The organism is Alitabrizicola rongguiensis, from assembly GCF_021491355.1.
Lineage (GTDB): Bacteria > Pseudomonadota > Alphaproteobacteria > Rhodobacterales > Rhodobacteraceae > Aliitabrizicola > Aliitabrizicola rongguiensis.
This window is the reverse complement of the sequence record NZ_JAKENF010000002.1, coordinates 443,549-460,777: the sequence shown is the minus strand read 5'-3', so window position 1 is coordinate 460,777 and position 17,229 is coordinate 443,549. Positions and strand designations below refer to the sequence as shown.

The window sequence follows — 17,229 nt, the reverse complement described above, 5'->3', positions numbered from 1 at the left end:
TGACCCCCTCAGGCCGATGCGGGGGGCACTGTGCGGGCCCTTGCCGATGCCAGGGTGTCACGCAGTTCGGCCTCCATCTTTATGAGTTCGCCTTCGGCCACGGCCCGCCGGGCCTTGCCCTCGTCGGCGATCCGCAGAGAGTCTTCGATCGTCGCGATCAGGGTCGCATTGGCGTGTTTGACCGACTCGATGTCGAAGACACTGCGCTCCATCTCCTCGCGCACCACGCGGTTCGACTCTCGCAGGTTGTCGGCATTCGAGCGCAGGAGCTCGTTCGTCAGATCATTTGCCTCTTTGACTGCGGTTGCCGCCTCGTGCGAGCGCTGGATCGTAACCGCTTGCGCGAGCTGCGTCTCCCACAGCGGCACGGTGTTGACGAGGGTCGAGTTGATCTTGGTGACCAGGCTCTTGTCGTTCTCCTGCACCAGGCGGATCGACGGGAGGGACTGCATGGTAACCTGGCGCGTCAACTTCAGGTCATGCACCCGGCGTTCCAGGTCATCCCGCGCCGCACGCAGGTCGCGCAACTCCTGCGCCCGCATGACCTTGTCGGATTCGGCAGCGGCGTTCACGGCGGCTTCGCGCGCCGGGATCTCCTTCTCATCGACCTCCTTCAGCTTCGCCTCGCCGGCGGCGATGTATAGGCCGAGTTCATCGTAGAAATTCAAGGTCTTGGCATAAAGCAGGTCAAGCGACTTGATGTCCTTCAAGAGCTTGTGCTCGTGGCCCAGAAGCTCTTCCGTGACCCGGTCGATCTGTTCCTGGACCTTCTCGAACTTCGCCACGAACTCGGCAAAGGGGGCGGCCTGGCCGGTCAGCCATTCCCACCAGCTGCGTTCGCGCCGCACGTCGAGTTCTTCCGAAGAAAAGCCGCGCAGGGTCGAGACGATCTTGCGCAGCGAGTCGCCTGCCGGACCCACATCCTTGTTGCGGACATCGGTCAGCATGGCCTGGCTGATCGTCTGCAACTCCGCCTGCGCAGCCGAGCCGAAGCCGATGATCGACTGGGTGTTCCCAAGATCGAGTTCCGCCATTCGGGCGCGGATGGCCGCGGCCTTGTCCACCGTCGCGGATTCAAGCGGCACGATTTCGGCCACCGGCTCGGGCAGCAGGTTGGCCGTCAGGGCCTCTGCTTCGGCAAGGGCAGCCTGGGCTTCGGCGCGGGTCGAGTCGGACATCGGTCAATCTCCCTTGGGCAAGCTTTGTGTCGAAAGGATCGGGTCGGAAAGTGGATCGCCTAACGGGTTCGGCGCGGCGAGCGACAGACGTTCCCGCAGCACGCTGATCTCGACGTCAAGATCACTGCGGTCGTTCGACAACAGCATGTCGATGCGCTTGCGGAAATGGCTTTCGAGATCTGTCAGCAGCTGTTCGTAGTCGCTGCGGGCCTGCGCGGAACGGGTCTGGGCATAAAGGTCGACAAATTTCACCGTCGCATCCCGCGCCCCCATCAGGAAGACGCCGATCTCTCGGCGGGACGAGGTCAGGTCGCGCGGATCGCCTTCGATGGTCCGGAATAGCTGGCGGGCCGTCGCGGCAAAGCGGTCGACGCGCGCCTCGAGAGGCCGGTCCTGCGCGCGCAGGATCGCGTCCTGCATCGCCTTCAGATAGGCCTCGCCTTCATCGACCGCGCGGGCAACCCGGTCGGTCTGGAACTTGTCTATGCCCTCGGCACCCTTGTCCCTGAGCGGGTCGGGTCCGAAGGCCACAAAGTGGAGGACCGCGCCGATCAGGCCCAGTGCGGCGGGAATTATGAATCCCGTCCCGTTGACCAGCGCGCCGGTGAATAGTCCGACACCGGTCAGGGCCGAGCCGAAGATCTTGCGGGGCAGGGCGGGGCGGCGCGCAACGCGGCGGGCATCGTAGGCTTCCTGCGCGGCGACGCCTTCGCGGGTCATCCACGCGGCGGCAATCAGGATCGCGAAGGCGGCAAAGTTCAGCACCAGCCCGCTCTGGTCCATCCCGAAGGCCCGCAGGGCGAAGAGGATCGGCAGGACGAAAAGCAGGTTGACCCGCGCACCCATTCGGCTGGCACGTTTGCCTGCCAGTCCCGATGCGGGCGGGGCGGACGGCTCACCTTCCCTGGGCTGCGGGCTGTATTTGCCGCCGTAGCGCTGCGCCATCAGGCCCCGCCTCCAGCAACGGCGACATAGACCATCAGCGCCAGGAGAAGCAGATAGGCCAGTCTCTGAAGCCTCTCGTCCGTCATCCGCCTCTCCGACAGGTCATGGACCGTTTCCATTCTGGAGATGAACTATAGGGGATGAGGAAACGGCTTGCCAGCGGCTTTGGCCTGCCCAGACTGGCTATCCCTTGCGGGAGGGCGGTTTTTTTCCCCGCGGTCCGGCCGGTCCGGGGCGCCCGCCGCCTGGTGAGGCCGGTGCGCGCGGGGTGGCGGAGGGCGACGGACCTGACGATCGCGCCGGACGGGGCGCCGAAGCCGCTTGGTCGGCCGATGCGCGGCTGCGGAACGTCTTCGCGGCGGGTTTCGCGCTGTCCGTTTGCTGGCGCGAGACGAAAGGCCGTTCGGCTGGCTTGCCGATAGGGCGCGATCCACGCCCAAGGCCGTCACCCGGTCGGGCGGGCCTTGCCTTTGCGCCGCCGGGGCGTGGCGGTTTTGCGGTGGCCCGTCCTGTCCCTTCGGGTGCATCGAGGCCAAGCTGATCGCGCAAGACCTTGGGTCGTACCTCTTCCACCTCGCCGGGCTTCATCTCGTTCAGGCGGAAGGGGCCATAGCTGACCCGGATCAGGCGGTTCACATAAAGGCCGATGGCCGACATCGCCCGGCGGATCTCGCGGTTCTTGCCCTCGCGGAGGCCGATCGTCAGCCAGGCATTGGCGCCTTGCACCCGGTCGAGCTTGACCTCCATCGGCTGGAATCTCTCGCCTTCGACGGTGATGCCCTTGCGGAGCGGGTCGAGATCGGGATCGGTCGGGTTGCCGTTCACCCTCACCCGGTACTTGCGCAGCCAGCCGGTCGAGGGCAGCTCAAGCCGCCGCTTGAGTTCTCCGTCATTGGTCAGAAGCAGCAGTCCCTCGGAGTTGAGGTCGAGACGGCCAACGGACATCACCCGCGGCATGTCAGGGGGCAGGCGGTCGAACACGGTTTCGCGGCCCTTCTCGTCCGCGGCCGAGGTCACCAGGCCATCGGGCTTGTAGTAGAGCCAGAGGCGGGCGGGTTCCGGCTCCTTCAGCGGCTGGCCTGCAACGGTGATCTTGTCCTTCGCCGTCACATTGAGTGCCGGGCTGTCGATCACCTTGCCGTTGACCGTGACCTGGCCGAGTTCGATCAGCCGCTCGGCCTCGCGCCGCGACGACACGCCGGCGCGCGACAGGACCTTGGCGATGCGTTCACCCTCCGGGGCCGTCCCGGCTGAAGGAGAGGACGCAGCCGGTTTTCCGGAGCGGGAAGGTCTTTCGGTCATTGCGGAGTCCCGGCCGCGGGAGGGGCGGCGACCCCCGGGGGCTGTCTGCCCCCGGAACCCCCGAGGATATTTGGGAACAGAAGAAGGAACAAGGCGGCTTGCCTTGGACGGATGTCGGTTGCATGACCGAGCCATGACGTTCCGATCCCATATGGTCATCGCGCTGGACGAGGCGCGTGCGGCCGCCGCGCGGGGAGAGATCCCCGTCGGTGCCGTTGTCGTCTCGCCGTCCGGCGAGGTCGTGGCCCGGGCGGGCAACCGGACACGGGAACTGGCCGATCCGTCAGCCCATGCCGAGATGCTGGCAATCCGGGCGGCCTGTGCTGCCGCCGGATCGGAACGTTTGCCTGGCCATGATCTCTACGTGACGCTTGAGCCTTGCCCGATGTGTGCGGCCGCGATCGGCTTTGCGCGGATCGCGCGGCTTTACTACGGGGCCGCCGACCCGAAATCGGGTGGTGTGGCGCAGGGCCCACGCGTCTTTGCCCATCCGCAATGCCATCATGTGCCAGAAATATATGATGGAATTGGTGCCGGCGATGCGGAGGCACTGCTCAGGCGGTTCTTCGCGGGCCTGCGCGGCCGCGACTGAGGCGCGTGTCTGTTGGGCCACAGCCCTCGGCCCGGGGATGACGCAGCGGAAAATTTCGGTTGGCGCGACTCGGCCATTGGCCGTAGCACGGAGCATCTCGAAACCCTCAGCCTTGGAGGCGCGACATGACGATATCGTACAACGCCTGCCCACGAGAGGGATTTGGGTCAATCGGAGTCGGCGCAGCGCGCTACTGACCTGACCGAGACCGGCACGCGACGCGTGTCCTGACTCCACCCTCCGCAGCCACGCATGATTTAGCCCCTCGCGGGAGAGTTGTGCCCTTTTCATCCCCAACCAAGAGGCGCCGTCCGGCCATTGGCCCATGCGGCGGAATCCATCTTGACCCTGAACGACATCCGGGCGCTGGAGCGCCCCGACCTGATCCTGTCCGACCTCATCGCCCTGCACGGGGCGCGGCGAATGACCGTGGCGCTTCTGCGCGCGCTTGTCCGCCCGAACCCCGCCCCCCGCCTGCGCAACCTGCGGCTGTCGCCGCATCTGATGCGGGACATAGGGATGGAGCCACTGCCCGAGGCGCCGCCCTGGGACATTATCCGGTAAGGCGGGCGGAGCCGGTCAGATCGCGGCCGGCTCCAACACCTGCGGTTCGATCACGCGCACGCCGGGCGGCACCCCGGCGCGCAGCGCGTCGGCGGTCTGCTCCAGAAGCGGGAATGTCCGGTAGTGGCAGGGGATGATTGTACGGAAATTGAAATACTTCCGCGCCGCGAAAGCCGCACGCGCCATGTCCATAGTGAAATGCCCGCCGGCTGACAGGATGCCGATGTCGGGATTGTGCAATTCTCCCATCCAGGCCATGTCGGCCATAATGTCGGTATCGCCCGAGACATAGATCGTATGATCTTCGCCCGAGATCATGAAACCGGCTTCGGACCCGGCGGCGATCGGGCCGTCCGGCCCTGCGACCGAAGAGGAATGGCAGGCATTCACCATCGTCACCTTCGCTCCGTTGAGAGAAACGGTGCCGCCCTTGTTGAAGCCGATGATTTCCACCCCTTCGCGGGCCTGGTACCAGGTGACGAGATCGTAGATTCCCACGAGTGGAATGCCCTGCGCCTTGGCGGTCGCGGCGGCATTGCCCGCATGGTCGCCATGGCCATGCGTCAGGAGCACATGCGTCGCGCCCCGGATCGCCTCGTCCTCTCGCCCCTGCGGGAACATCGGGTTGCCGGTGAACCAGGGATCGATCAGCAACACCGCCTGTTCGATCTCGATGCGAAAGCCGGAATGGCCGAGCCAGATGATTTTCATATGTGCGTCTCCGCTTTAGGGTCGGGCTTAGGATAGGTCTCCTGGAGCAGAAGGGAATGCCCTGGCTCGATGCGGTCGACGGCTATTGCGAACGGCTCGGGCCGGGGCTTTGGGCCGAGCCGGTCAATGCCGTGACGAATCTCGCCTTCGTCGTCGCGGCCGGCTTCATGTGGCGGCGGTCACGAGGCGACCGTATGGCGCGCGCGCTGTCGCTCGTGCTGGGGGTGATCGGCATCGGCTCGGGCCTGTTCCACAGCTTTGCCAACCGTTTGACCGGGCTTATGGACGTGCTGCCGATCCTTGGCTTCATCCTGCTTTATCTGTTTGCCGCGAGTCGCGACATGCTGGGCCTGCGGACGGGCGGGGCCCTGGCCGCGACGGTCGCCTTCCTGCCCTATACGGCGGTCACCGTCCCGCTTTGGTCGCACATCCCGGGACTTGGCTCTTCGGCAGGGTATATGCCGGTTCCGGTCCTGATCCTGTTCTACGCCTGGTTGCTGCGCGCACGCTCGCCAGATACGGCACGAGGATTGGCCATCGGGGCGGGGCTTCTGCTTCTTTCGCTGGTCGCGCGAACGGTGGACGAGCCGCTTTGCGCCGTCGTTCCGGTGGGCACCCATTTCCTCTGGCATCTGCTGAATGCCACGATGCTGGCCTGGATGATCCTGGTCTACCTGCGCCACCGCGAGGCGATCAGCCGAATGCCCAGGTAAGTCCGCCGACCAGTGCGAGGAGGATCGGCTGGTGGACGAGATAGATCACGAGGCTGTGCCGACCCGGCCAGCTGAGCCGGTACGTCCATTTGCCGGGCCGGGCGGGCCAAGCCCGCAGACGGTCGGCAAGACCCGTTCTCGCCGCAGCCGAAGCGAGCGCGATGCCCAGAAGGAAAGTGCCGAACCAGGGAAAGAGCGGCTCGAAATCCATGGTCAGGGGCGGGAAGGGCGAGAGGCCGGTCCAGACCAGCCAGGGTTCGGCAAACAGCGGGGCGGTGAACAGGGTGCGTCCGGCATAGATGAGGCCGGCAACCGCCACGAGGAGGAGCGGCGGCAGCCGAATGAACAGAAGGCCCAGGACCGAAAACGCGGCGATGGCGTGGAGGATGCCGAAGAAGACATATTGCTCCGGCAACGCCATGTAGGTCGCAAGGCTCACAAGTGCGGCCGCGCCGACGATCCGGGCCAGCCTCAGCAGAAAGTCACGCCAGCGGATGCCGCCTCCATGGGCAAGGTAAAGGCTGACCCCGGCAAGGAAGATGAAGCTGCCCGCCACCACCCGTGCAAAGACCGCCCAGAAGCCCGGCCAGGCGGTTGTGCCGGGGGGAAGATGGCCGAAAAGCTCCAGATCAAAGGTGAAGTGGAAGATCGCCATTCCCAGCAGGGCTGCGCTCCGGGCCAGATCGACAAGGGCGATGCGCCGGGGGCGCAGCGAAGCGGGCATGGGACTCTCCTGGTTCTCGGGGCAGCATGGCGATCCTTCGGCGGGGGGCAAGGGGCTTGTCGCGCCCACGCGGCTATGCACATGCCCCCAGTCCTCGCGCTTGCAGCGCCGCCCCGGCATGGGTAAACGGGGCCGATCATTTCTGGAAAGCGAACTCGCATGTCCATCGACATCGACACGGCCCGCAAGGTGGCCAAGCTGGCGCGTATCCGCGTCGAGGAACCCGATCTGCCAGCGCTGGCGGGGGAACTCTCGGGCATCCTGACCTTCATGGAGCAGTTGAACGAGGTCGACGTGACCGGCGTCGAGCCGATGACATCGGTCACGCCGATGCGGCTCAAGCGCCGGGCGGATGTCGTGACCGACGGGAACATCCAGGCGCAGATCCTCGCCAACGCGCCGGACGCGAGAGAGGGCTTCTTTGCGGTGCCGAAGGTGGTGGAATGAGCGCGAACGAACTGACGATCGCCGCCGCGCGGGATGCGCTGCGCAAGGGAGACCTGACCGCGGTCGACCTGACCATGGCCTGCCTGACGGCGATGGACGCGGGCGACGAGTTGAATGCCTTCGTGCACAAGACCCCCGAGATCGCGCTGGATCAGGCGCGGGCGGCGGATGCGCGACTGAAGGCCGGCGATGCGCCGTCGCTCTGCGGCATTCCGCTTGGGATCAAGGACCTGTTCTGCACCAAGGGCGTGCCGAGCCAGGCGGCCTCGAACATCCTGCGGGGATTCAAGCCGGAATACGAATCGACCGTCACGACGAAGCTGTTCGCGGCGGGCGGAGTCATGCTCGGCAAGCTCAACATGGACGAGTTCGCCATGGGATCGTCGAACGAGACGTCCTGTTATGGCAATGCGGTGAACCCCTGGCGGCGCGGCAATGACGAAACCGCCCTGACCCCAGGCGGGTCGTCGGGCGGCTCGGCGGCGGCGGTGGCGGCGGACCTGTGCCTTGCGGCGACGGGCACCGACACCGGCGGCTCGATCCGTCAGCCGGCGGCGTTCGTCGGCATCACCGGCATCAAGCCGACCTATGGGCGCGTCAGCCGGTGGGGCATCGCCGCCTTTGCATCGTCGCTCGACCAGGCCGGGCCGATGACCAAGTCGGTGCGCGATGCGGCGATCCTGCTCGAGGCGATGGCCGGGCATGACCCGAAGGATTCGACCAGCGCCGACCTGCCCGTGCCGGATTTCGAGGCGATGCTGACCGGCGACATCCGCGGGAAGAAGATCGGTATACCGCGCGAATACCGCATGGACGGAATGCCCGACGAGATCGAGAAGCTCTGGGCCGATGGGCAGGCCATGCTCAAGGATGCCGGGGCCGAGATCGTCGACATTTCGCTGCCCCATACGAAATACGCCCTGCCGGCCTATTACGTGATTGCGCCTGCAGAAGCCTCGTCGAACCTCGCGCGCTATGACGGGGTGCGCTATGGCCACCGCGCCAAGCTGGCGCAGGGCGACGGCATAACCGAGATGTACGAAAAGACCCGCGCCGAAGGCTTCGGCAAGGAAGTGCAGCGCCGGGTGATGATTGGCACCTACGTGCTGTCGGCGGGCTTCTACGACGCCTATTACAACCGCGCCCGCAAGGTCCGCGCCCTTATCAAACGCGACTTCGAGTTCGCCTTCGCCGCGGGGATCGACGCGATCCTGACCCCCGCCACCCCGTCGAGCGCCTTCGGCCTGGGCGAGATGGCCAGCGCCGATCCGGTCGAGATGTATCTCAACGACGTCTTTACCGTGACGGTGAACCTTGCTGGCTTGCCGGGCATCGCCGTGCCCGTGGGCCTCGACCGCAAGGGGCTTCCCTTGGGGTTGCAGCTGATCGGCCGCCCATGGGAGGAGGGTGATCTGCTGAATCACGCCTATGTGCTGGAGAAGGCCGCAGGCTTTGTGGCAAAACCCGAGAAATGGTGGTAAGCGCCGCCGCTGAGTTTTGCCTGCCGATACGCGGGCCTGCTACGATCGAGGACTGACATGCGTCGTTTCCTGCCAATTCTCCCGCTGCTTGCACTCAGCGCCTGTGTGTCGGCTGAATCCGGGGCGGGCGGGAACAACATGTACAACGCGACCTATACCGGTATTCCGGCCGCGACCGGACCGATGGGGGCGACCTCGACCACCGCACTTGGCGGCGCGCCCGCGAGCGGCTTCGATCCGGCCCGTGTGGGTGCGGCGATCGACGCAGCCGAAGGCGGAACGGCCGCTCCGGCCGCCGCTCCCCTGCCGCAACCGACAGGCGATGCCCTGAGCCTTAACAACACGGGCTACAGCGCCACGCAAAGCGACGCAGCCCTCTTCGACCCCAATCGCCCTCGCGGCAACGCCCCCACGACCATCGCCGAGACGACAAGTGAAATGGTCCCGTCGCATGCCGGCATCTCGGACGAGCAGGACTTCGCCGCCGTGTCGTCGCGAGAAACCATCCAGTCGGACGCCGATCGCATTGCCCGCAACCGTGCGCAATATGTCGTCATCCAGCCGACTGAAGTGCCGCAGCGGCCGGACAACAGCGGTCCGAACATCGTGCAATACGCGATCCAGACCACGAACGCGCCCGGCCAGCAGCTCTACACCCGGTCAGCGATCCGGCTGTCCTCGCCCGAGGCGGCCTGCCGCCGTTACGGTTCCACCGACCAGGCCCAGGAGGCGTTCCTGGCCGCGGGTGGTCCGCAGCGCGATCCGAAGGGGCTTGACCCTGACGGCGACGGCTTTGCCTGCGCCTGGGATCCGCGCCCGTTCCGTCTGCAGTGAGTGATACCCTGCGCGTGACCTCCTGTCCGTCGCCGAATTTCGGCGAGCGGCGGAACGGTGCGGTGCCGGATCTGGTCGTTCTGCACTACACAGGCATGTCGAGTTGCGATGCCGCGCTGGAGCGTCTGTGCGACCCGGCGGCCGAGGTTTCAGCGCACTACCTGATCCGCGAGGATGGCGAGGTCGTCGCTCTGGTGCCGGAAGCCGCGCGGGCCTGGCACGCGGGGGCGGGCAGCTGGGGGGGCCGCGAGGACGTGAACTCGCACTCGATCGGGATCGAGATTGCCAATACCGGAGATGCCCCCTTTGCGGCCCGGCAGATTGCGGCGCTGGAGCCGCTTCTGGCCGGAATTCTGGCGCGCTGGTCCATCCTGCCCGAGCGGGTCATCGCCCATTCCGACATGGCGCCCGACCGCAAATCCGATCCCGGCCCGCGTTTCGACTGGCGGGCGCTGGCCCGGGCCGGCCTTTCGGTCTGGCCTGAAGCTGTGACCGCGCCGCCGGACGAGACGGGCTTTCTGGGAGCGCTGAGGCGCTTTGGTTATCCAGAAGCGATGCCGGACCAGTTGCTTCGCGCGTTTCGTCTGCGGTTCCGGCCCTGGGGACAGGGGGCACTGTCGGCAGGGGACATGGGCGCTGCGCTGGACCTAGCGCGGCGCTTTCCGGTTGACGGCGGTCGGTCGCGCGCCTAACTCCGGCGACGCGCGGATGGCCGGACGGCCGCGGGGGTGCAAACCCTCGAGGAAAGTCCGGACTCCATGAAGCAAGGGTGCCGGGTAACGCCCGGCCGGGGAAACCCGAGGGAAAGCGCCACAGAGAAGAGACAGCCCCGTTTCGACGGGGTGATGGTGAAACGGTGGGGCAAGAGCCCACCGCGGGACTGGCAACAGGACCGGCACGGCAAGCCCCACCCGGAGCAATGCCGAATAGGGGCCTCGCGCGGAAAGGTCCGGCCAGTGGTCGCAAGGCCGGTCGGAGACCTCCGCAGGGACGCTTCAGCCCAGAGGCCCGGGTTGGCAGCTAAAGCCCGTCGGCAACGGCGGGACGAGAGGAATGGCCGTCCAGGGGGCAACCCCGGACAGAATCCGGCTTACAGGCCATCCGCGCATTTCACGCCGATCAAGCGGAGCCGCCTTCGGCGGCACGCCTTTCCTCTCGCCTTTCGCGGATCCGCGAAAGGCTCGGGCCGGCTCCGCCGGGGGTATTTCGGCAAAGAAGAAACCGGGGTGTTTTCGCTGTTGACTCTGCCGGTTCGCTGGCTAAAAGGCGGGCTTCAAGGATTTCGCAGGGCGCAACCCGGTTGCACCCGCCAAGGAGAGACGACAATGGCGAAGCCGACGACGATCAAGATCCGTCTGAACTCGACGGCGGGCACCGGGCACTTCTATGTGACCAAGAAGAACGCCCGCACCATGACCGAGAAGATGACGGTTCGCAAATACGACCCCGTCAAGCGGGAGCATGTCGAATACAAGGAAGGCAAGATCAAGTAAGATCTGCCGTCTGCGTTCGGATTGCGGGGCCGCGTCGGAAGACGCGGCCCCTTTTGCTTTATATCCTGCGGAGGACCACGGTGATGACAGAGACCCTGCAACTGCGTCTGGCCCGACCCGCCGATCTGGCGGCGGTGGATGCGCTGCTTGCGCGGAGCTATCCGCGTCTGCTGGCGGCAGACTATCCGCCCTCCGTGCTGGTAACAGCCGTGCCGCTTATCGCGCGGGCACGGCCAGAGCTTCTGGCCTCTGGGCGCTATTGGCTGGCCTGTGACACAGAGGACCGCGTGCTGGCGGCCGGAGGGTGGTCGGCAGGGTCACCTGAGGCTAGTGACGTTCGGCAGGGGCTTGCGCATATCCGCCACGTGGCGACCGATCCTTCTGCCACCCGTCGTGGCATCGGCAGGGCGCTCCTGTCACGGGCGATGGACCAGGCCCGGGCTGAAGGCTTCGTCCGCTTTTCCTGCCTGTCCACCCGGACGGCGGTGCCCTTCTACGCCTCGCTCGGGTTCCGGGTGCTCGGAGAGGCCGAGATCGCTCTGGCGCCCGGCATCGGGTTCCCGGCCATACGGATGCAGGCGGGCGACTGAGGCAGTCCAGCCCTCGCCCTGATTGATCTGGCGCATTGCGCCCAGCGCCGGATCGGCGCTCTGTGTCTGCAGGCAACCGTGGAGGCGGCGATGGCAGGCAAGGGCGAGCGGCATTTCATCGACAGGATCGGCTGGCTTCGGGCCGCGGTTCTGGGCGCAAATGACGGGATAGTCTCGACGGCCAGTCTGATCGTCGGGGTGGCCGCAGCAGCGACCGGGCGATCGGAGATCCTGCTGGCCGGGGCGGCCGGGCTGGCCGCCGGGGCATTGTCGATGGCGGCAGGGGAGTACGTCTCGGTCAGCTCGCAGGCCGATGCCGAAAGTGCCGATCTGGCACGGGAGCGGGGCGAGCTGGCGGCCATGCCGAAGGATGAGCTCGAGGAACTGGCCGGGATCTATCGCGAGCGCGGTGTTTCGGCCGAGACTGCCTGGAAAGTTGCCGAGGAGTTGACAGCGAAGGACGCCCTGGCCGCCCATGCCCGCGACGAACTGGGCCTGTCCGCGCATTCGACAGCGCAGCCATTGGTGGCGGCCTTCGCCTCGGCTCTTTCCTTTGCCGTGGGGGCAACGCTGCCGCTTCTGGCTGCAGCCCTCGCGCCCGAAGCGTGGTTGGTCTGGGCCGTGACCGGACTTTCCTTGATCTTCCTCGCGATGCTCGGTGCCCTGGGGGCCTGGGGTGGAGGCGCGCCGGTTGGCCGCGGAGTATTGCGCGTCACCTTCTGGGGGGCCATCGCGATGGCCGTGACTGCCGGGGTCGGCAAGATCTTTGGTGCAGTCATCTGATCGGCCAGAATGAAAAAGGGCCGGTGAAACCACCGGCCCTGTCCCTTAGTCTGTCGCGTCCGCCTCAGTTGCGGTTGTTCCCCATGAACTGCAGCAGGAACATGAACAGGTTGATGAAGTCGAGGTAGAGCTGAAGCGCGCCCATGATGGCGGCCTTCCCCAGCCATTCGCTGTCACCGACCTGCGCGTGCTGAAGGTAGGTGTTCTTGATGTTCTGAGTATCATAGGCGGTCAGCCCGGCGAAGAGCAGGACACCGATCACCGAGATCGCGAAGGCCATCGCCGAAGAGGCGAGGAAGATGTTCACGACCATCGCGACCAGGAGGCCGATCAGGCCCATCATCAGAAAGGTGCCGAAGCCCGACAGGTCCTTCTTGGTGGTGTAGCCGTAAAGCGACAGGCCCGCGAAGGCGATCGCGGTGATGAGGAACGTTTGCGCGATCGATACGCCGGTGAACACCTGGAAGATCCAGGCGAGCGACAGGCCCATCACCGCGGCATAGGCATAGAAGAACAGCTGCGCGGTCGCGGCCGATGCGCGCTGAAGCACGGCACCGAAGGCGAAGACCATGATGAGCGGCAGGAACATGACAATCCAGCCAAGGATATTCGGCTGAAGCGTCGCCGGATCACGGAAGATCGCCAAAAGGGTTTCGCTGGTACCTACCGCCCAAGCGACGGCGCCGGTCAGCAGCATGCCCACGGACATCAGCCCGTAGACCTTGTTCATATGGGCGCGCAGGCCCTCATCGATCTCGAGGGCGCGCGTACCGGCACCGGTTCTCGGGATCGTCTGATAGTCAGCCATTCAAGCCTCCGATTAGCTCCCTGATGCGGGCCCGGTTGATCCGGACACCACCACACTTCGCGAATATCGGTAGCCGCTGTGCGGTTTTCAAGGATTTACATGTCCGACTTTGGACGGAACGGCGTGATTGGCCGTGACAGCCTTCAGCGACGCCAGCGCGGAGGGACATCCCACATCGGACGCAGCGCTTCTCGCATGGCCTGGTCGCGACTGAGCCCGATGTCGCGCAGAGTGGCATCATCCAGATCGGCAAGCCGGCGGCGTTCGGCGCGAACTGTCAGCATGGCGACCAGTCTGGCGAAAAGGTTGCGCCGGTGCGGGGTCGCGGCGCCGATCGCGGCGACAGAGCTGTGGTTGGACATCTCGAACTCCTTTCATTCGAATTGGCGATGGTGATTCTGTCATCCATCACACATGCTGATACTTGTCTCACGGATCGGTGTATTATAGAAATGAATGATAGTTGTCATCTGCATCAGAATCGGTGATGGAATGCGAAACCTTGATCTGACCGCGCTGCGGTCTTTTGTGGCCGTCGTCGATGCCGGGGGCGTGACCCGGGCAGCGGGGTTCCTGAACCTGACCCAATCGGCCGTCTCGATGCAGATCAAGCGGCTGGAAGAGTTGCTGGGCATCGATGTGCTTGACCGTTCGGCGCGGCGGGTGGCGCCGACCGCGGCGGGGGAGCAGTTGCTGAGCTACGCCCGGCGGATGCTGGCCCTGAACGACGAAGTATTTGGCCGGCTGACCCACGACGCCTTCGAGGGGGAGATCGTGCTTGGGGTACCCCATGACATCGTCTACCCGGTTATCCCCGGGGTGCTGAAGCAGTTTCACGCGTCTTTTCCGCGAATGAAGGTCAACCTGATTTCGTCCTTTACGCTCAAGCTCCTGGACGAGTTCGCGCGCGGCGAATGCGATGTGATCCTGACAACCGAAGACCAGACGGGTCCGGATGGCGAGACGCTCGCCGAATTGCCGATGGTTTGGGTCGGGGCGCCGGGCGGTTCAGCCTGGAAGCAGCGGCCGCTGCGCTTGGCCTACGAGCAGAACTGTCTGTTCCGGGCCGGAGCGCAGGCGGCTCTGGACCGGGCCGGCATTCCTTGGGAAATGGCCGTCGATTCTGGAAACACCCGGGCGATCGAGGCCGTCGTCAGCGCCGATCTGGCGGTGCACAGCATGCTGCTTGGGTGCGAGAGCCAGTATATGGAGCGCGTCCCGCATGGCGGGTTGCTGCCGGAACTGCCGGGCAAGCGCATCAACCTCTATATCGGTCAGGCGCTCAAGGGGCCGGCTGTCGCTGCTCTGGCGGACCTGATCCGCAGCGGTTACGCGGCGCGGCTCGCATCACGGGCGGCGTGATCAGGGGGTGATGACCACCTTGCCGGTTGCCGCGCGGCGACGGAGCAGATCGAGACCTACGGCCGCCTCGGTCAGAGGCAGCACATGGCTGACGTGGGGCTTCAGGCTGCCGTCGGCGATCCAGCCGACAAGCCGGCTCAGGCTGTCGCGGAGAACGGCCGGCCGAAATCCCATGTATCCGCCCCAGTAGAGGCCAATCACCGTCAGGTTCTTGACCAGAAGCAGGTTCGCGGGGATCTGCTGCACCTCGCCTCCGGCGAATCCGATGGTAAGCAGGCGGCCTTCAGGCCTCGTGGCGCGCAACGCTTCAAGAAAGGCGGGGCCGCCGACCGGATCGTAGACAACATCGACCCCGCCAAGCGCCTTGAGTTGGCCCTTCAGATCGGGCGTGTCGCTGTCGATGACAATATCCGCTCCTGCTGCGCGGGCTATCTCAAGGCGCTCCGGTCCCCTGGCCGAGGCGATCACCCGCGCGCCCATGCGTTTGCCGATTTCGACGGCGGTCAGTCCGACGCCTCCGGCCGCACCCAGAACGAGAAGGGTTTCGCCGGGCTGAAGACGCGCCCGGTGATCCAGCGCCAGATGCGAGGTGCCATAGGCAATTGGGAACGCCGCGGCCTGGATCATGCCGACCTCGGGCGGAAGGATCAGGCACCGGTCGACCGGTACGCAGGAGACTTCGGCCAGTCCGCCCTGGCCGGCAAAGGCGACGACCCGGCTGCCCGGTGGCGGACCATCGGTGCCCGGTCCGAGCGAAAGCACCGTGCCCGCGATTTCCATTCCAAGCGTGAAGGGAGGCGGCGGCGTGTCCTGATAGCGGCCTTCCGTCATCAGAAGATCGGCGAAGTTCAGCCCGCAGGCTTCAACGCCGATCTGGACCTCTCCTGCTGCGGGCAGGGGGACCGGCAGATCGGCCAAGACCGGGCTTTGACCTATGGATTCGACGCGTAGGCTTAGCATTGCGCACCTCATTCGGGGTCAAGACCGACGCTAGAGACGCGACGCGTGAAGTTCCAGCGCGCGGATTGTCCATTATGCAAGAAACTGCAGCCGAAAACGTTGCAAAATGCAATGCACTTTGGAAATCGCGCTATGCGGGAAAATGGAGCTTCGACATTTATCAACAGGCGATTTCAGGCTCTTCAGAGCCTCTGTATGTTCGGACATATCCGAAAAGACAGGTTTTGACTGCGCCGTCAATTTTCCGCCGATCAACTGGAGAGCATGAGGATTTGGCACGAATTCTGCTTATAAGGAGGGTAGGGGAAAGTCACTTTGTTACCGGAGCAGCTATGAAGCACCCTGTTGATGCGCATGTTGGGAAGCGGATTCGTCACCGCCGTTGGATGGTGGGGATGACCCAGCAGCAACTGGCAGACAAGGTTGGAATCAAGTTCCAGCAGATCCAGAAATACGAGACGGGCATGAACCGGGTCAGCGCCTCGCGCCTGTGGGACATTGCTGACGCACTGGGCGTGCAGATCAGCTTCTTCTTCGAAGGTCTCGAAGACGCCCAGGCTGCCGCCAAGAGCACCGAAAACGATCTGATGGCCGACAAGGAAGCACTGGAACTGGTTCGGTCGTACTATGCGATTCCGGAGGCGCAGCGCCGCCGCCTCTTCGACCTTGCCCGTGTCCTGAGCGACGCGGCCGCCTGATCCGGCATTCCTCATGCTTGACCGGCTCCGCCGCTTTGGATAGCGGCGGGGCTTGTCATGTGCGGGGGGGCGTCATGAGGAACTTTTCGCAGCAGGAAGTCGCAGATCTGATCGCGACTGCGAATGCCTTGGCCGACGTTGCCCGCGTTGCAACGCTCGCCCATTTCCGCAGCGACGGACTGACAGCCGACAGCAAGGAAGACCACCGCTTCGATCCGGTGACGGTGGCCGACAGGTTGGCCGAGGATCGCATGCGCGAGGTGCTGGCAGCGAGGCGCCCGCAGGACGCGATCCTTGGGGAAGAGAGGGGCGCATCGCAGGGCACCAGCGGACTGACCTGGGTCCTTGACCCTATCGACGGAACGCGCGGCTACCTGTCAGGCACGCCAAGCTGGGGGGTGCTTGTCGCGGTTGCCGACGCGCAGGGTCCGATCTACGGCGTGATCGACCAGCCCTTCATCGGCGAGCGCTTCCAAGGTGGTCTGGGACGGGCCGAGACCGAAGGACCGCTAGGCCCGCGGCGGCTCAAATGTCGACCGGGGCGGGACCTGCGCGAAGCGATCCTGTTCTCGACCTTCCCCGAGGTCGGCTCGCCTGAAGAGGGGGCAGCCTTTCACCGGTTGGCAAGCAGGATGCGCCTCACGCGCTACGGCATGGACTGCTATGCCTACGCGCTGGTGGCGGCCGGGCAGATTGACCTCGTTGTCGAGGCGGGCTTGCAGAGTTACGACATCATGGCCCCGATCGCGGTGATCGAGGCGGCGGGTGGCATCGTGACCAGCTGGGATGGCGGACCGGCGCATCATGGCGGCCGCGTGGTGGCTGCGGCGAACCGCGAGGTGCATGCCGCCGCGCTGGCGGTTCTCAATCCGTAGCCCCGCCGCGCGGGGGTATCGAGCCCCCTTTCGGCAGGCTGCCGCGGCACAATGTCGATGCCTTCGCGGCAGGCGACGCTCGGATCGGGTATTTGGCCGAAGAAGAAACAGCTTAGGGCCATCCCGAACGACCCCGCGATTGCGCGCGGCCCGCCGCTCCGGCAGATTG

At 65.4% G+C, this 17,229-nt stretch carries 21 protein-coding genes and 1 other RNA gene; 14 read left to right on the top strand and 8 right to left on the bottom strand.

Annotated elements, in window-relative coordinates:
• Positions 1–8: 8 nt before the first annotated feature.
• From L0V05_RS08115 to L0V05_RS08105, 3 genes are all read right to left on the bottom strand, one after another.
• Positions 9–1,178, bottom strand: a complete 1,170-nt coding sequence (locus tag L0V05_RS08115) for a toxic anion resistance protein (RefSeq protein ID WP_234869606.1) — start codon at positions 1,176–1,178, stop codon at positions 9–11.
• A gap of 3 nt (positions 1,179–1,181) precedes the next feature.
• Complete coding sequence (locus L0V05_RS08110) at positions 1,182–2,123, bottom strand: 5-bromo-4-chloroindolyl phosphate hydrolysis family protein (protein ID WP_234869605.1); 942 nt, start codon at positions 2,121–2,123, stop codon at positions 1,182–1,184.
• A 183-nt stretch (positions 2,124–2,306) separates the two neighbouring features.
• On the bottom strand, positions 2,307–3,425 hold the full coding sequence (locus L0V05_RS08105) for a pseudouridine synthase (RefSeq protein WP_234869604.1): 1,119 nt from the start codon (positions 3,423–3,425) through the stop codon (positions 2,307–2,309).
• A gap of 133 nt (positions 3,426–3,558) precedes the next feature.
• Here L0V05_RS08105 and L0V05_RS08100 point away from each other — a divergent pair, with 133 nt between their 5' ends.
• Together L0V05_RS08100 and L0V05_RS08095 are read left to right on the top strand one after the other, a co-directional pair.
• Positions 3,559–4,017 carry a nucleoside deaminase gene (locus L0V05_RS08100; protein ID WP_234869603.1) on the top strand — a complete coding sequence of 153 codons (459 nt, stop codon included), beginning with the start codon at positions 3,559–3,561 and terminating at the stop codon, positions 4,015–4,017.
• A 342-nt stretch (positions 4,018–4,359) separates the two neighbouring features.
• Complete coding sequence (locus tag L0V05_RS08095; RefSeq protein ID WP_234869602.1) at positions 4,360–4,581, top strand: hypothetical protein; 222 nt, start codon at positions 4,360–4,362, stop codon at positions 4,579–4,581.
• A 15-nt stretch (positions 4,582–4,596) separates the two neighbouring features.
• Here the strand turns inward: L0V05_RS08095 and L0V05_RS08090 are convergent, their stop codons facing one another.
• Positions 4,597–5,292: a metal-dependent hydrolase gene (locus L0V05_RS08090; protein ID WP_234869601.1), complete on the bottom strand. Its 696-nt coding sequence runs from the start codon at positions 5,290–5,292 to the stop codon at positions 4,597–4,599.
• Positions 5,293–5,348: 56 nt separating this feature from the next.
• Here L0V05_RS08090 and L0V05_RS08085 point away from each other — a divergent pair, with 56 nt between their 5' ends.
• Entirely contained in the window at positions 5,349–6,005 is a 657-nt protein-coding gene (locus tag L0V05_RS08085) for a ceramidase domain-containing protein (RefSeq protein WP_234869600.1), read from the top strand.
• Here the strand turns inward: L0V05_RS08085 and L0V05_RS08080 are convergent.
• A complete protein-coding gene (locus L0V05_RS08080; protein ID WP_234869599.1) occupies positions 5,986–6,729 on the bottom strand; it encodes a heparan-alpha-glucosaminide N-acetyltransferase in 744 nt (247 codons plus the stop codon). The genes L0V05_RS08085 and L0V05_RS08080 overlap by 20 nt on opposite strands.
• A gap of 159 nt (positions 6,730–6,888) precedes the next feature.
• Between L0V05_RS08080 and gatC the strand changes: the two genes are divergently transcribed.
• The 8 genes from gatC (at position 6,889) to L0V05_RS08040 (ending at position 12,357) form a co-directional block, all read left to right on the top strand.
• Positions 6,889–7,176 (top strand): Asp-tRNA(Asn)/Glu-tRNA(Gln) amidotransferase subunit GatC, encoded by a 288-nt coding sequence (gene gatC, locus L0V05_RS08075; protein ID WP_234869598.1) that lies wholly within the window; start codon positions 6,889–6,891, stop codon positions 7,174–7,176.
• Positions 7,173–8,657, top strand: a complete 1,485-nt coding sequence (gatA, locus tag L0V05_RS08070) for an Asp-tRNA(Asn)/Glu-tRNA(Gln) amidotransferase subunit GatA (protein WP_234869597.1) — start codon at positions 7,173–7,175, stop codon at positions 8,655–8,657. The genes gatC and gatA overlap by 4 nt, the downstream gene beginning before the upstream one ends.
• A 57-nt stretch (positions 8,658–8,714) precedes the next feature.
• Entirely contained in the window at positions 8,715–9,491 is a 777-nt protein-coding gene (locus L0V05_RS08065; protein WP_234869596.1) for a hypothetical protein, read from the top strand.
• Entirely contained in the window at positions 9,488–10,183 is a 696-nt protein-coding gene (locus L0V05_RS08060) for an N-acetylmuramoyl-L-alanine amidase (RefSeq protein ID WP_490372019.1), read from the top strand. The genes L0V05_RS08065 and L0V05_RS08060 overlap by 4 nt, the downstream gene beginning before the upstream one ends.
• Before the next feature lie 12 nt (positions 10,184–10,195).
• Positions 10,196–10,600, top strand: an RNA gene (rnpB, locus tag L0V05_RS08055) — RNase P RNA component class A.
• 216 nt (positions 10,601–10,816) lie between these two features.
• Entirely contained in the window at positions 10,817–10,984 is a 168-nt protein-coding gene (gene rpmG, locus L0V05_RS08050) for a 50S ribosomal protein L33 (RefSeq protein WP_018301779.1), read from the top strand.
• An 83-nt stretch (positions 10,985–11,067) separates the two neighbouring features.
• Positions 11,068–11,574, top strand: coding sequence for a GNAT family N-acetyltransferase (locus tag L0V05_RS08045; protein WP_234869595.1), 507 nt, complete (start codon positions 11,068–11,070; stop codon positions 11,572–11,574).
• A gap of 90 nt (positions 11,575–11,664) precedes the next feature.
• Entirely contained in the window at positions 11,665–12,357 is a 693-nt protein-coding gene (locus tag L0V05_RS08040; RefSeq protein ID WP_234869594.1) for a VIT1/CCC1 transporter family protein, read from the top strand.
• 64 nt (positions 12,358–12,421) lie between these two features.
• On the opposite strand, the gene L0V05_RS08035 is transcribed toward L0V05_RS08040, so the two are convergent.
• Complete coding sequence (locus L0V05_RS08035; RefSeq protein WP_234869593.1) at positions 12,422–13,165, bottom strand: Bax inhibitor-1/YccA family protein; 744 nt, start codon at positions 13,163–13,165, stop codon at positions 12,422–12,424.
• Positions 13,166–13,308: 143 nt separating this feature from the next.
• The gene (locus L0V05_RS08030; protein WP_234869592.1) at positions 13,309–13,527 is read right to left on the bottom strand and encodes a DUF1127 domain-containing protein; all 219 of its coding nucleotides are present in this window, start codon (positions 13,525–13,527) and stop codon (positions 13,309–13,311) included.
• 130 nt (positions 13,528–13,657) lie between these two features.
• On the opposite strand from L0V05_RS08030, the gene L0V05_RS08025 reads away from it, so the two are divergent.
• Positions 13,658–14,527, top strand: a complete 870-nt coding sequence (locus tag L0V05_RS08025) for a LysR family transcriptional regulator (protein ID WP_234869591.1) — start codon at positions 13,658–13,660, stop codon at positions 14,525–14,527.
• On the opposite strand, the gene L0V05_RS08020 is transcribed toward L0V05_RS08025, so the two are convergent.
• Positions 14,528–15,487, bottom strand: a complete 960-nt coding sequence (locus L0V05_RS08020; protein ID WP_234869590.1) for an NADPH:quinone oxidoreductase family protein — start codon at positions 15,485–15,487, stop codon at positions 14,528–14,530. It lies immediately after the preceding gene.
• 332 nt (positions 15,488–15,819) lie between these two features.
• On the opposite strand from L0V05_RS08020, the gene L0V05_RS08015 reads away from it, so the two are divergent.
• Positions 15,820–16,185 carry a helix-turn-helix domain-containing protein gene (locus L0V05_RS08015; protein WP_234870566.1) on the top strand — a complete coding sequence of 122 codons (366 nt, stop codon included), beginning with the start codon at positions 15,820–15,822 and terminating at the stop codon, positions 16,183–16,185.
• 74 nt (positions 16,186–16,259) lie between these two features.
• The gene (locus tag L0V05_RS08010; protein ID WP_234869589.1) at positions 16,260–17,060 is read left to right on the top strand and encodes an inositol monophosphatase family protein; all 801 of its coding nucleotides are present in this window, start codon (positions 16,260–16,262) and stop codon (positions 17,058–17,060) included.
• Positions 17,061–17,229: the final 169 nt, after the last annotated feature.

Excerpts from the sequence above, each read along its gene's own strand:
- L0V05_RS08115 (WP_234869606.1), bottom strand. The coding sequence starts at position 1,178 with ATGTCCGACTCGACCCGCGCCGAAGCCCAGGCTGCCCTTGCCGAAGCA.
- L0V05_RS08110 (WP_234869605.1), bottom strand. The coding sequence starts at position 2,123 with ATGGCGCAGCGCTACGGCGGCAAATACAGCCCGCAGCCCAGGGAAGGT.
- L0V05_RS08105 (WP_234869604.1), bottom strand. The coding sequence starts at position 3,425 with ATGACCGAAAGACCTTCCCGCTCCGGAAAACCGGCTGCGTCCTCTCCT.
- L0V05_RS08100 (WP_234869603.1), top strand. The coding sequence starts at position 3,559 with ATGACGTTCCGATCCCATATGGTCATCGCGCTGGACGAGGCGCGTGCG.
- L0V05_RS08090 (WP_234869601.1), bottom strand. The coding sequence starts at position 5,292 with ATGAAAATCATCTGGCTCGGCCATTCCGGCTTTCGCATCGAGATCGAA.
- L0V05_RS08085 (WP_234869600.1), top strand. The coding sequence starts at position 5,349 with ATGCCCTGGCTCGATGCGGTCGACGGCTATTGCGAACGGCTCGGGCCG.
- L0V05_RS08080 (WP_234869599.1), bottom strand. The coding sequence starts at position 6,729 with ATGCCCGCTTCGCTGCGCCCCCGGCGCATCGCCCTTGTCGATCTGGCC.
- gatC (WP_234869598.1), top strand. The coding sequence starts at position 6,889 with ATGTCCATCGACATCGACACGGCCCGCAAGGTGGCCAAGCTGGCGCGT.
- gatA (WP_234869597.1), top strand. The coding sequence starts at position 7,173 with ATGAGCGCGAACGAACTGACGATCGCCGCCGCGCGGGATGCGCTGCGC.
- L0V05_RS08065 (WP_234869596.1), top strand. The coding sequence starts at position 8,715 with ATGCGTCGTTTCCTGCCAATTCTCCCGCTGCTTGCACTCAGCGCCTGT.
- rpmG (WP_018301779.1), top strand. The coding sequence starts at position 10,817 with ATGGCGAAGCCGACGACGATCAAGATCCGTCTGAACTCGACGGCGGGC.
- L0V05_RS08045 (WP_234869595.1), top strand. The coding sequence starts at position 11,068 with ATGACAGAGACCCTGCAACTGCGTCTGGCCCGACCCGCCGATCTGGCG.
- L0V05_RS08040 (WP_234869594.1), top strand. The coding sequence starts at position 11,665 with ATGGCAGGCAAGGGCGAGCGGCATTTCATCGACAGGATCGGCTGGCTT.
- L0V05_RS08035 (WP_234869593.1), bottom strand. The coding sequence starts at position 13,165 with ATGGCTGACTATCAGACGATCCCGAGAACCGGTGCCGGTACGCGCGCC.
- L0V05_RS08030 (WP_234869592.1), bottom strand. The coding sequence starts at position 13,527 with ATGTCCAACCACAGCTCTGTCGCCGCGATCGGCGCCGCGACCCCGCAC.
- L0V05_RS08025 (WP_234869591.1), top strand. The coding sequence starts at position 13,658 with ATGCGAAACCTTGATCTGACCGCGCTGCGGTCTTTTGTGGCCGTCGTC.
- L0V05_RS08020 (WP_234869590.1), bottom strand. The coding sequence starts at position 15,487 with ATGCTAAGCCTACGCGTCGAATCCATAGGTCAAAGCCCGGTCTTGGCC.
- L0V05_RS08015 (WP_234870566.1), top strand. The coding sequence starts at position 15,820 with ATGAAGCACCCTGTTGATGCGCATGTTGGGAAGCGGATTCGTCACCGC.
- L0V05_RS08010 (WP_234869589.1), top strand. The coding sequence starts at position 16,260 with ATGAGGAACTTTTCGCAGCAGGAAGTCGCAGATCTGATCGCGACTGCG.